This window comes from Vibrio sp. L5-1 (assembly GCF_021728315.1).
In the GTDB taxonomy this organism is placed as follows: domain Bacteria; phylum Pseudomonadota; class Gammaproteobacteria; order Enterobacterales; family Vibrionaceae; genus Vibrio; species Vibrio splendidus_K.
Window position 1 is genome coordinate 326296 of the sequence record NZ_JAKKCQ010000003.1, and the last position, 12065, is coordinate 338360.

General features: G+C 44.7%; 13 protein-coding genes. 12 read left to right on the plus strand and 1 reads right to left on the minus strand.

Annotation, left to right across the window (positions count from 1 at the left end):
* The 12 genes from L3V35_RS13920 (at position 1) to L3V35_RS13975 (ending at position 11331) form a co-directional block, all read left to right on the plus strand.
* The gene (locus L3V35_RS13920; protein ID WP_010437276.1) at positions 1–951 is read left to right on the plus strand and encodes a beta-ketoacyl-ACP synthase III; all 951 of its coding nucleotides are present in this window, start codon (positions 1–3) and stop codon (positions 949–951) included.
* A gap of 80 nt (positions 952–1031) precedes the next feature.
* Positions 1032–1955, plus strand: coding sequence for an ACP S-malonyltransferase (fabD, locus tag L3V35_RS13925; RefSeq protein WP_171310773.1), 924 nt, complete (start codon positions 1032–1034; stop codon positions 1953–1955).
* 25 nt (positions 1956–1980) lie between these two features.
* Complete coding sequence (gene fabG / locus L3V35_RS13930) at positions 1981–2715, plus strand: 3-oxoacyl-ACP reductase FabG (RefSeq protein ID WP_010437280.1); 735 nt, start codon at positions 1981–1983, stop codon at positions 2713–2715.
* A 166-nt stretch (positions 2716–2881) separates the two neighbouring features.
* A complete protein-coding gene (gene acpP / locus L3V35_RS13935; protein ID WP_012603569.1) occupies positions 2882–3115 on the plus strand; it encodes an acyl carrier protein in 234 nt (77 codons plus the stop codon).
* Positions 3116–3208: 93 nt separating this feature from the next.
* Complete coding sequence (gene fabF / locus L3V35_RS13940) at positions 3209–4453, plus strand: beta-ketoacyl-ACP synthase II (protein WP_004736554.1); 1245 nt, start codon at positions 3209–3211, stop codon at positions 4451–4453.
* A 104-nt stretch (positions 4454–4557) separates the two neighbouring features.
* A complete protein-coding gene (pabC, locus tag L3V35_RS13945; protein ID WP_237300093.1) occupies positions 4558–5436 on the plus strand; it encodes an aminodeoxychorismate lyase in 879 nt (292 codons plus the stop codon).
* Positions 5433–6449, plus strand: coding sequence for an endolytic transglycosylase MltG (gene mltG / locus L3V35_RS13950; RefSeq protein ID WP_017078128.1), 1017 nt, complete (start codon positions 5433–5435; stop codon positions 6447–6449). Before pabC ends, mltG begins: the two co-directional genes overlap by 4 nt.
* A 10-nt stretch (positions 6450–6459) precedes the next feature.
* Positions 6460–7092, plus strand: a complete 633-nt coding sequence (tmk, locus tag L3V35_RS13955) for a dTMP kinase (protein ID WP_054547257.1) — start codon at positions 6460–6462, stop codon at positions 7090–7092.
* A 6-nt stretch (positions 7093–7098) separates the two neighbouring features.
* Positions 7099–8064 (plus strand): DNA polymerase III subunit delta', encoded by a 966-nt coding sequence (locus L3V35_RS13960; protein WP_237300095.1) that lies wholly within the window; start codon positions 7099–7101, stop codon positions 8062–8064.
* The gene (locus L3V35_RS13965) at positions 8055–8822 is read left to right on the plus strand and encodes a YchF/TatD family DNA exonuclease (RefSeq protein WP_171310777.1); all 768 of its coding nucleotides are present in this window, start codon (positions 8055–8057) and stop codon (positions 8820–8822) included. The genes L3V35_RS13960 and L3V35_RS13965 overlap by 10 nt, the downstream gene beginning before the upstream one ends.
* A gap of 444 nt (positions 8823–9266) precedes the next feature.
* Positions 9267–10697 (plus strand): PTS glucose transporter subunit IIBC, encoded by a 1431-nt coding sequence (ptsG, locus tag L3V35_RS13970; RefSeq protein WP_004736562.1) that lies wholly within the window; start codon positions 9267–9269, stop codon positions 10695–10697.
* 229 nt (positions 10698–10926) lie between these two features.
* Positions 10927–11331 carry a hypothetical protein gene (locus L3V35_RS13975; protein WP_065204928.1) on the plus strand — a complete coding sequence of 135 codons (405 nt, stop codon included), beginning with the start codon at positions 10927–10929 and terminating at the stop codon, positions 11329–11331.
* A gap of 111 nt (positions 11332–11442) precedes the next feature.
* Here the strand turns inward: L3V35_RS13975 and L3V35_RS13980 are convergent, their stop codons facing one another.
* Positions 11443–12036, minus strand: coding sequence for a porin family protein (locus L3V35_RS13980; RefSeq protein WP_237290269.1), 594 nt, complete (start codon positions 12034–12036; stop codon positions 11443–11445).
* Between the last annotated feature and the right edge of the window lie 29 nt (positions 12037–12065).

A 12065-nucleotide genomic window follows, 5' to 3' on the forward strand; every position in this document is an offset into this window, starting at 1 on the left:
ATGTATAGCAAAATTTTAGGTACTGGCAGCTACTTGCCATCTCAGGTGCGTACTAACGCAGACTTAGAGAAAATGGTAGAGACTAGCGATGAGTGGATCGTTGCTAGAACAGGTATTAAAGAGCGTCGTATTTCAGCGGAAAACGAAACCGTTGCGGATATGGCGTTTTACGCTGCTGAGAATGCCATTGAGATGGCAGGTATCGACAAAGAAGATATTGATTTAATCATCGTTGCGACAACCAGCAGTAGCCATACATTCCCGTCTTCGGCATGTCAGGTACAAGGTAAGCTTGGTATCAAAGGCTGCCCTGCGTTTGATTTAGCTGCGGCGTGTTCTGGCTTTGTCTATGCACTGTCTGTTGCTGATCAACATATCAAGACTGGTATGTGTAAAAACGTTTTGGTAATCGGTGCGGATGCACTGTCAAAAACCTGTGATCCGACTGACCGCTCTACTATCATCTTATTTGGTGATGCTGCAGGCGCGGTGGTTGTAGGCGCAAGCGAAGAGCCAGGTATTTTGTCTACTCATATTTACTCTGATGGTAAATATGGTGAGCTTCTAAGCCTAGAAGTTCCAGAGCGTGGCGGTGATGCAGACAAGTGGCTGCACATGGCGGGCAACGAAGTGTTTAAAGTGGCGGTAACTCAGCTTTCTAAGCTAGTTAAAGACACATTAGCGGCGAACAATATGGATAAGTCAGAGCTTGATTGGTTAGTTCCACACCAAGCGAACTACCGTATTATCTCGGCAACCGCTAAGAAGCTGACGATGTCGCTTGATCAAGTTGTGATTACTCTTGATAAGCACGGCAATACGTCGGCAGCTACCGTACCAACGGCCCTTGATGAGGCTGTTCGCGACGGGCGAATTAAACGTGGTCAAACGCTTCTACTTGAAGCATTTGGCGGCGGCTTCACTTGGGGTTCTGCGTTAGTTAAATTCTAACCCCAAGCGATAATCAACAAACAAGGCACATAACTTATGTGCCTTATTCAATTTTTTGCTTTGCTTAAAGGAAAATTACAATGAGCAAATTTGCTATCGTATTCCCAGGCCAAGGCTCTCAAGCTATCGGTATGCTTGCTGACCTAGGCGAACAGTATGATGTTGTTAAAAAGACATTTGCTGAAGCTTCAGAAGCACTTGGTTACGATCTATGGGCATTGGTTCAAGATGGTCCAGTAGAAAATCTAAATGAAACTTTCCGTACTCAACCAGCTCTACTTACTGCGTCTGTTGCAATCTGGCGTGTATGGCAAGAGCTTGGTCTAGAGCAACCTGAAAACCTAGCAGGCCACAGCCTAGGCGAATACTCTGCACTAGTGTGTGCGGGTGTTATCGACTTTAAAGAAGCGATCAAGCTAGTTGAGCTACGTGGTCAACTGATGCAAGAAGCGGTTCCTGCGGGCGTTGGTGCAATGTACGCAATCATCGGTCTAGATGATGAAGCGATTGCTAAAGCGTGTGAAGAAGCGGCGCAAGACGAAGTTGTGTCTCCAGTTAACTTCAATTCACCTGGCCAAGTTGTTATCGCGGGTAACAAAGCGGCAGTAGAGCGAGCTGGTGCACTATGTAAAGAAGCAGGCGCTAAACGTGCTCTTCCTTTACCTGTATCTGTGCCGTCTCACTGTGCCCTTATGAAGCCTGCAGCAGACAAGCTAGCGGTTGCTCTAGAAGCTCTAGAGTTCAACGCACCGGCACTGCCTGTTATCAATAACGTCGATGTTATTGCTGAAACAGACCCTGCAAAAATCAAAAGCGCACTTGTTCGTCAGCTATACAGCCCGGTTCGTTGGACTGAAGGTGTACAAGCGATGAATGAGCAAGGCGTTGAAAAGCTACTAGAATTAGGCCCAGGCAAGGTTCTTACTGGTCTAACAAAACGTATTGTTAAAACTATGACAGCTGCTGCAGTTAATGACACTGCATCACTAGACGCTGCTAAGTAAATAACCAATTAATAGAGAAGTTATGATGAATTTAGAAGGCAAAGTTGCACTAGTTACAGGCGCAAGCCGTGGCATCGGTCGTGCAATCGCTGAGCTTTTAGTTGAGCGTGGTGCTAAAGTTATCGGTACTGCTACGTCTGAAGGCGGCGCTGCTGCAATCAGCGAGTACCTTGGTGAGAACGGTAAAGGTCTTGCTCTTAATGTCACTGATGTTGACTCAATTGCTGCTACACTGAAAACCATCAACGATGAATTCGGTGCGATTGACATTCTGGTGAACAACGCAGGTATCACTCGTGATAACCTTCTTATGCGTATGAAAGACGATGAATGGAATGACATCATTGATACTAACCTAACGCCTATCTTCCGCATGTCTAAAGCTGTATTGCGTGGCATGATGAAGAAGCGTCAAGGCCGTATCGTAAACGTTGGTTCTGTAGTAGGTACTATGGGTAACGCTGGTCAAGCTAACTACGCAGCAGCAAAAGCTGGTGTGATTGGTTTCACTAAATCAATGGCTCGTGAAGTTGCGTCTCGTGGTATTACAGTGAACACTGTAGCGCCAGGTTTCATCGAAACAGACATGACTAAAGCGCTAAATGATGACCAACGTGCAGCAACTTTGGCGAATGTACCAGCAGGTCGACTAGGTGACCCTCGCGAAATCGCTGAAGCTGTGGTATTTTTGGCGTCACCTGCGGCAGCTTATATCACAGGTGAAACACTTCACGTCAATGGCGGTATGTACATGGTGTAAATTATGTGCAACATTTGTGCATGATTTAAGTCAAGATCATACGTAATTTCGGTTAAAATCGTGAAAATTGTGGTTTGACCAGAAAAGTTGACCTTGCAACTTTCAATAGATTGAATAAACTACGGAAAACATCGCATAAAGCGAACTCTGTAAAGGAAAAGAAAAAATGAGCAACCTCGAAGAACGCGTAAAGAAAATCATTGTTGAACAGCTAGGTGTAGACGAAGCTGAAGTTAAAAACGAAGCTTCTTTCGTTGATGACCTAGGTGCAGATTCTCTAGACACAGTTGAGCTAGTAATGGCTCTAGAAGAAGAATTCGACACTGAAATCCCAGATGACGAAGCTGAGAAAATTACTACTGTTCAAGCTGCTATCGATTACGTAACTAGCGCTCAGTAATAATCTCTCCCAGGCGGTCACCTTGACCGCCTGTGTTTTATCTAACTCATCTATCCTCATCTTAAATCACCTCAATCCCCGGAGTGTAATATCGTGTCCAAGCGTCGTGTAGTTGTCACTGGCATGGGTATGTTGTCGCCGGTAGGCAACACTGTAGAATCTTCTTGGAAAGCCCTGCTAGCTGGTCAAAGTGGTATCGTTAATATCGATCATTTTGATGCAACCAATTTCTCAACTCGTTTTGCAGGTCTAGTTAAAGACTTTAACTGCGAAGAGTATATGACTAAAAAAGATGCTCGTAAGATGGACTTGTTCATCCAGTACGGCGTCGCAGCAGGTATTCAAGCTTTAGATGATTCAGCCCTAACTATTACTGAAGAAAACGCTCCTCGTGTAGGCGTTGCTATCGGTTCTGGTATTGGTGGTCTTGGTTTGATCGAAGCCGGTCACAAGGCTCTAACTGAAAAAGGCCCTCGTAAAATCAGCCCGTTCTTCGTACCGTCGACGATCGTGAATATGATTGCGGGTCACATGTCTATCATGCGTGGCCTACGCGGTCCAAACATCGCGATCTCTACAGCATGTACGACTGGCCTACATAACATTGGCCACGCGGCTCGTATGATTGCATACGGCGATGCTGACGCAATGCTAGCGGGCGGTGCTGAAAAAGCATCGACACCACTAGGTATGGGCGGTTTTGGTGCGGCTAAAGCACTGTCTACTCGTAACGATGAGCCTCAAAAAGCTTCTCGTCCATGGGACAAAGGCCGTGACGGCTTCGTTCTTGGTGACGGTGCAGGCATGATGGTTCTTGAAGAGTATGAACATGCTAAAGCTCGTGGCGCTAAGATTTACTGTGAGCTAGTCGGCTTCGGTATGTCGGGTGACGCTTACCACATGACATCTCCAAGTGAAGATGGCTCTGGTGGTGCACTAGCAATGGAAGCGGCTATGCGTGATGCTGGCATTACTGGTGAACAAATCGGTTATGTTAATGCACACGGTACTTCGACTCCTGCAGGTGACGTAGCGGAAGTTAAGGGCATCAAGCGTGCTCTTGGCGAAGCAGGCAGCAAGCAAGTCTTGGTTTCTTCTACGAAATCAATGACAGGCCACCTTCTAGGTGCTGCAGGTTCTGCTGAAGCGATCATCACAGCGATGTCTCTAATTGATCAAATTGTTCCACCAACAATCAATTTGGATGATCCTGAAGAAGGCTTAGATATTGACTTAGTACCCCACACTGCGCGTAAAGTTAGCGGTATGGAATATGCTGCATGTAACTCATTCGGTTTCGGTGGTACAAACGGCTGTTTGATCTTCAAAAAGATTTAATCATCTTATTAAAGATGTAAACATTCGTAGATAGTCATAATTAGACTTGTTTTTAAACGGCTTGATGCTTTAGCATTGAGCCGTTTCTTTTTATGGGGAAAAACATGTTTTGGGTTGATGGAGAAAGCCAGCAAACTGTCGATATCTTGGATCGTTCGTTTCAATACGGAGACGGCTGTTTCACGACAATGCTCGTGAGTGATGGTGAGATACAACATTTTCACGATCATCAGCACCGTGTCGACGAATGCCTTAAAGCGCTACGCATTTCTGCTCTTGATTGGGATGTGGTTCGCCTTTGGATCGATAATGCACTTCAACATATCCAAGATAACGATCTTCATGGAACAAAGAGCCTTTATGGTTCAAAGATCCTCCATGATACAAACAAGCCTCATAATCAAAAAGCTGGGATAAAGCTACACGTTAGCCGTGGAGCTGGCGGTCGTGGCTACAGTACCAAGAATATCGCCAAGCCAACGATAACCATCAGTACATTTGATTTCCCTAGTCATTATTCAGCATGGCAAGGCTCTGGTGTAGAACTCGGTATCTGCCAACAAGCACTAGGTTTGAGCCCACTGCTCGCAGGCCATAAGCACAATAATCGCCTTGAGCAGATCTTGATGAAAGATGAAATGGATCAGGCCGATGAAGCTGATGGTGTAGTTCTTGATATCTCGGGCAATGTGATTGAAACCACCATGGCCAATCTGTTTTGGCGAAAAGGTCAGATGATATATACACCTCAACTCACGCAAAGTGGTGTGGCGGGGGTTATGCGTAAGCAAGTGTTAACCGCGCTGAATCAAGCTGAACTTTCCGTTACAATTAGTGACTACTGCTTATCTCAACTCATGCAAGCTGATGAGATTTTCATGACCAACTCCATCTTAGGGGTTGCCCCAGTTACCCGTATTAGTGATACCCAATTCAACATTGGAACCGTTACTCGTAGCCTTCAAGGACAACTAAACTCGTGATCAAAAAGTTATTTATTTTTATTACCTTGTGCTTAATCGCAGCCGCTGCTGCTGGTTTTTATGTTTACAACCAAGCGCAAGATAACCTGAAACAAGTTATTCAATTAGAAAAACCGCAGGTGGTTACCGTTGCTTCTGGTAGCAGCTTTAACCGTGTTCTAGCACAGTTGATTAACGAGGGGCTTTTTGAGGCTTCTCCTTACGAGAAATTAATTCGTAAGTTACATCCTGAGCTTGTAGACGTAAAAGCGGGTACATTCCTGCTTGAACCCGGTTTAACCCTAGAGCAGGCGCTACAAGTGCTTGTAGAAGGGAAGGAGCACCAATTTACCATTACCTTCGTAGAAGGCAGTCGTTTTGACGAGTGGCTTGTTCAGCTAAAAGACAACGAATTCATTCAGCAGACGTTGAATGATGTCTCTGAAAAAGAGATCGCACAAAAGCTTGGTATCGAAAATGAAAAGCTAGAAGGTCTTTTCTTAGCGGAAACATACCACTACACCTATGGCACAACGGATTTAGATTTGTTGAAACGTGCCCACCGAGATCTGATGAACGTGGTCAATGATGAGTGGGAAAATAGAGCCGATAAACTGCCTCTTAAATCGCCATATGAAGCGCTAATTCTTGCGTCTATCATTGAGAAAGAGACTGCAGTAGCGTCAGAGCGTGAACGTGTGTCTTCTGTGTTCGTTAATCGCTTGAACAAGCGTATGCGTCTGCAAACTGACCCAACGGTTATCTACGGCATGGGCGACAGTTACAAAGGCAATATACGTAAAAAAGACTTACGTACTCCAACGCCATACAACACTTATACAATGAGTGGTTTACCACCGACGCCTATTGCAATGGCGGGCAAAGCGTCTATCAATGCTGCGCTGAATCCAGAGAAGAGCAACTACCTGTATTTCGTTGCGAGTGGAACCGGCGGTCACGTATTTTCAAAGAGTTTGACTGAGCATAACCGTGCAGTACGAGCTTACTTAAAGCAATTAAGAAAAAACAAATAAAGAAATAATTATGAATCAGTCGAAATTTATCGTAGTTGAAGGCCTTGAAGGTGCTGGCAAAAGTACAGCAATCAATGCCATCGTTGAGACATTAAAAGCATCGGGTGTTGAAGATATCGTCAATACTCGTGAGCCGGGTGGCACTGTCTTAGCTGAAAAGATGCGTTCATTGGTTAAAGAAGAGCACGAAGGTGAGAAGCTTCAAGATATGACCGAACTATTGCTGATGTACGCGGCACGTGTTCAATTAGTCGAGAACGTCATCAAGCCTGCATTAGACAGCGGTAAATGGGTGTTGGGTGATCGTCATGATATGTCATCTCAAGCTTATCAAGGTGGTGGTCGTCAGATCGCACGCACTACGATGGAATCACTGAAAGAAACCACGCTAGGCGGTTTTAAGCCAGATCTAACCCTATACTTGGATCTTGATCCAAGAGTAGGGCTTGAACGCGCTAGAGGCCGTGGTGAGCTCGATAGAATCGAAAAGATGGATATCTCATTCTTCGATCGTACACGTGAACGTTACCTTGAGATTGCAGAACAAGACGAAACGGTTCTTGTGGTTAATGCACAGCAAGAAATTGAGCAAGTAGCCGCTGATATTAAAGTCGCGCTCAGTGCTTGGCTCAATAAACAGTAGGTAGTCATGGCTGAAGTTTATTCTTGGCTCACACCGGTATGGAGTGAGTGGAAAAAAAGTCTCGATGCAGAGCGTTTTCCTAACTCTGTGATTGTTAATGCGCCGGAAGGGCTTGGCGTTGATGCGCTGATTAGCCAACTTACCGATGCATTGATGTGTACTAATTACGAAAGCGAGTCGTGTGGATTTTGCCACAGTTGTGAATTGATGAAGTCGGGGAGTCATCCGGATTTCCATGTGATTGAACCTGAGAAAGAAGGTAAATCGATTACCGTTGACCAAGTACGTGCGAGTAACCGCTGGGCTCAACAATCGTCCCAGTTAGGTGGTTTGCGCGTTATCTTGCTTAACCCTGCAGAGGCGATGAACGAATCGGCTTCCAATGCACTGCTGAAAACTCTAGAAGAGCCATCAAGTAAGTGTATCTTCATTCTTTCTACTCGTAACAGTAATCGCTTAATGCCGACTATTATTAGCCGCTGTCAGCAATTCAATGTGGTTAGCCCACAGTTGGATACTGGATCGACTTGGCTAGATGGGGAAGTAGGTAAAGCGGTTCCGCAGTATATTCTAACGCTCAATGACAACGCGCCTTTGAAAGCGAAAGCCATGTTTGAGCAAGGCGGTGTTGAAGCCTCAACAAAAGTGCTCGATGGTTTTGTCAATGTTATCAAAGGCACTCAACCTGACATGCTGAAGTTTTCCACAGAGCTTAGTAAAGACCCTTTGGTTCAACTAGGCTGGCTATGGCACTTACTGTCTGACGTGCAAAAGCTGCATTTTGGTTTAGCGAATCAGGCGATGACTCCGAGTGCGAAAGCTTTGGTTGAGGTAATGTCTTATCAAAGTGCTTACGCAGCATCGAATAAACTGTTGATATTGATTGAGCAGTTAAAGCAACACCCCGGGCTCAATACGGAGCTACTCATAATGAACTGGCTGATTGCCACTTGCGAGGAAACATGTTCGTAGATTCCCACTGTCATTTAGACAAACTGGATTACCAAGATTTACACACCAGTGTAGAAGACGTGGTTAATAAGGCGAAGGCAGCAAACGTAGACCAACTGCTTTCTGTCGGTGTGACATTAGACTCGTTTGAAAACATGCTTGAGATGATCTCGCCGTTTGATAATGTTAAAGCTTCTTGTGGCGTTCACCCTCTCGATGTAGAGAGCGATTTCTGTCTGGAAAGAATGCGTGAGTTTGCGAGCAATCCAAAGGTTGTGGCGATAGGTGAGACAGGCTTAGATTATCACTACCAGCCAGAGACGGCAGAACTGCAACAGCTTAGGTTCAAGCAGCACGTTGAGTTGGCTGTTGAGCTTAATAAACCTTTGATCATCCACACGCGTAACGCGCGTGAAGATACGTTAGCTATTTTACGCGATGGTGGAGCAGAGAAGTGCGGTGGTGTGATTCATTGCTTTACTGAAGATCAAGCATTCGCTGAAGCGGCAATGGAATTAGGTTTTTATATCTCGATCTCAGGTATTGTGACCTTTAAACAAGCCACAGAACTTAAAGACGTTGTGAAAAACTTACCGCTAGATAGGTTGCTGATCGAGACGGATTCGCCATACTTGGCTCCGATTCCATATCGAGGTAAACAGAATCAGCCTGCATATGTGGTCGAAGTGGCGGCTTATATCGCGCAGTTGAAAGGGCTGTCAATGAAAGAGGTTGCTGAACAAACAACCAAAAATTACCGAAAACTTTTTTTGCGATAAAAAACTAACTAAACAAATAAAAGGGAGCGAAAGCTCCCTTTTTGTGTTTTTGATCACCAAAAGTACGTTTTTTTTTAATGTTTACTAATTATGTTGAACTTGAGAGCACTATTTACATCATTTGTAATTTTGTTACTAAAAATAACATTAGCTCCTATTTTATTTACCCAGTAAAATAATACACTCATCAAAAAATACACATATATTTCAATACTTTAATTGCTTGTAAAGCATTGCATTTCTAGATTTGACATGTGATCCAAGACGTGTTTTGAAACTAAATTTCGTAAGTGACTAGAAAGTTAGTTCCGCATCAATATATATTTAGCGGCAGAAAATATAATGCAATACATGGTTACATTTTCACTGGGTGCTAACATATAGGCTACGGGGGTGTGCCGTTAGAACCCATATAATTATTTTATCTTTATCAGGAGCATAAACATGTTTAAGAACCTTTTTGCTAACCTGCAGAAAGTTGGTAAGTCTCTGATGCTACCAGTATCAGTTTTACCAGTTGCGGGTATTTTGCTAGGTGTCGGTGCAGCAGACCTTCCTTTCATTCCAGAAATTGTTTCAAACTTAATGGAACAAGCGGGTGGTTCAGTATTCGGTCAAATGGCACTACTGTTCGCAGTAGGTGTAGCACTTGGCTTTACTAATAACGACGGTGTAGCTGGTCTAGCTGCTATCGTTGGTTACGGCATCATGACTGCTACACTTGGCGTAATGGCTGGTGTAATGGGCGTTGATAAAATCGATACTGGTGTACTAGGTGGTATCCTAGTCGGTGGTGTTGCTGCTTGGGCATTCAACCGTTTCTTCCGTATTCAACTACCAGAGTACCTAGGCTTCTTCGCTGGTAAGCGTGCCGTGCCAATCATCACAGGTTTCTCTGCGATTGGTCTAGCAATCCTACTATCTGTAGTATGGCCACCAGTTGGCGGCGCTATCTCTGCGTTCTCTGATTGGGCTGCTCACCAAAACCCACAAGTGGCGTTTGGTATCTACGGTATCGTTGAGCGTTCTCTAATTCCATTTGGTCTTCATCACGTTTGGAACGTACCTTTCTTCTTTGAAGCTGGTACTTGTGTAAACGCTGCTGGCGAAACTCAAAACGGTGTTCTTACTTGTTACCTAGTTGCTGATGACGCATCTCGTGCAGCGGGCAATGGCTTCGGTCAGCTAGCTGGTGGTTACATGTTCAAGATGTTCGGTCTACCTGCTGCTGCAATCGCAATTGCACACTCAGCTAAGCCTGAAAACCGCGCTAAAGTAATGGGCATCATGGCTTCTGCTGCGTTGACTTCATTCCTAACGGGTATCACTGAACCAATCGAATTCTCATTCCTATTCGTTGCTCCAGTACTGTACGCAATCCACGCTCTACTAGCTGGTTCTGCATACGTTCTTGCGAACACTCTAGGTTTTGTACACGGTACATCTTTCTCACACGGTCTAATCGACTTCCTAGTTCTATCTGGCAACGCGTCTAAGATGGGCCTAATGGTTGTATGTGGTATTGGTTACGCTGCAATTTACTACATTGTATTCCGCACTGTGATTAAAGCACTTGACCTTAAAACTCCAGGTCGCGAAGACGAGTCAGAAGACGACATCGTTGCAACTGGTACTGAGCTTGCTGGTGAGTTAGTTGCTGCATTCGGTGGCAAAGCGAACATCACTGGTCTTGACGCTTGTATTACTCGTCTACGTGTTGCAGTAGCTGATACAGAAGCTGTTGACCAAGACAAACTGAAGAAACTAGGCGCAGCTGGTGTTGTTGTAGTTGCTGGTGGCGTACAAGCTATCTTCGGTACTAAGTCTGACAACCTTAAGACAGACATGGATGAGTGGATCCGTAACAACGGTTAATTCACTGATTCAATAAATTGAAAGGAGGCCGAGAGGCCTCCTTTTTTGTTTTCTGCTCTATGAAAGACCTTGCTGCGTTTAATCCCCATCAACTCAGAGAGTTACCGCTCAACTCGATCAATTGATGGTCGTTCCCAAATTTTTCGTGTCTTTTATCTTTTACCTAGCGATGACACCTTTCGCTGAGATTCTAGTAAACTCCCTTTTTTAAACACAGTCTGAGAATATTATGAAACATCGTTACTTGATCGGCCTTATGTGCTGCAGCGGAGCCTCGTTTGCTCACGCTTCTGAAGCCCCAGCTTTGGAAGTTGGACTCGCCATCGACCAAGACCTAAGTGTCGTTGTGGAGTTTGATCAGAAGTATCGCGCAACTATTGGCAATGATGGCGCTGCATTTGATTATATTTTTAAGCGTGGTCAGTTTGAAACTGAAGCTCCGTTGAGCTGGTATGTAGGTGCTGGTGCTTGGGCTGAATGGAATGACGACTTTGGTTTGCGTGTGCCGCTAGGCGTGAAAGTGAATTTCTACGAAGGTTGGAATGCTTACGCACAAGTTCACCCTGAGCTCGACATGTACAAAGGTGTAGAGTTACAAGTAGGCGGCGCACTAGGTGTGACCTACAAGTTCTAAGTTGAACTGAAAACCGTTTTTATAATGAAAAAGCCAGCATCAAGCTGGTTTTTTCATTTCGTTAGAATACTTCTAATCTAAAGATTTATTGATCCAATATGGGGACTCAACCTAGAAGGTAAAACTCAATCCAACATTGGCTTGGAATTGGTTCATCCAGTCAGTATCAAAGCGGATGATGCAGTCTTGGCCATTGCTCGGTACGTTACAAACACCGGAGGTGTCGTTGTCGACCACAGTACCTAGCCAACGTACTTGTGTATTTAACGCTAAGCGGTCACTAAGTTTGTACTCTAAACCACCAAAGATAGAAGTTGAGAATCCATATTTATCCTTTGCCCAGTCTACATCAACGTAAGAAGCCCCAAGACCGAGCCCTAGATAGCCAGACAACACAGAGGAAGCAGGGTAGTAGATGCTGCTTTGAAAGTGAAGGTATTGGATGGAAGAGCTTAGGTTGAGCGTTTCTAATTCAGAGCTTTGATTAGAATAGAAAAATCCGATGCGTCCTTTTTCAAGTGGCGTTTCAATCGCAAAGGTATAGTTTTCCGAACCTTTCATATCATACGTTTTACCATCCTGGTCTTCGACACTACCGCCTCCGGTATAACCCACCATCGGGGTAATGATGATCTCCGGCGAAGCATACACGCTCGAAACGGAGAAAAGTGCAATCAGTGCCATCATATTTGCTTTGTTATTCATGAGTATATCCTTATCCATACACTTACTAA

What these genes read in the sequence shown, in the direction of transcription:
- L3V35_RS13975 (WP_065204928.1), top strand. Translation starts at nt 10,927, where the DNA reads ATGAAACATCGTTACTTGATCGGCCTTATGTGCTGCAGCGGAGCCTCG.
- fabG (WP_010437280.1), top strand. Translation starts at nt 1,981, where the DNA reads ATGAATTTAGAAGGCAAAGTTGCACTAGTTACAGGCGCAAGCCGTGGC.
- ptsG (WP_004736562.1), top strand. Translation starts at nt 9,267, where the DNA reads ATGTTTAAGAACCTTTTTGCTAACCTGCAGAAAGTTGGTAAGTCTCTG.
- pabC (WP_237300093.1), top strand. Translation starts at nt 4,558, where the DNA reads ATGTTTTGGGTTGATGGAGAAAGCCAGCAAACTGTCGATATCTTGGAT.
- L3V35_RS13965 (WP_171310777.1), top strand. Translation starts at nt 8,055, where the DNA reads ATGTTCGTAGATTCCCACTGTCATTTAGACAAACTGGATTACCAAGAT.
- L3V35_RS13980 (WP_237290269.1), bottom strand. Translation starts at nt 12,036, where the DNA reads ATGAATAACAAAGCAAATATGATGGCACTGATTGCACTTTTCTCCGTT.
- acpP (WP_012603569.1), top strand. Translation starts at nt 2,882, where the DNA reads ATGAGCAACCTCGAAGAACGCGTAAAGAAAATCATTGTTGAACAGCTA.
- fabD (WP_171310773.1), top strand. Translation starts at nt 1,032, where the DNA reads ATGAGCAAATTTGCTATCGTATTCCCAGGCCAAGGCTCTCAAGCTATC.
- L3V35_RS13960 (WP_237300095.1), top strand. Translation starts at nt 7,099, where the DNA reads ATGGCTGAAGTTTATTCTTGGCTCACACCGGTATGGAGTGAGTGGAAA.
- L3V35_RS13920 (WP_010437276.1), top strand. Translation starts at nt 1, where the DNA reads ATGTATAGCAAAATTTTAGGTACTGGCAGCTACTTGCCATCTCAGGTG.
- tmk (WP_054547257.1), top strand. Translation starts at nt 6,460, where the DNA reads ATGAATCAGTCGAAATTTATCGTAGTTGAAGGCCTTGAAGGTGCTGGC.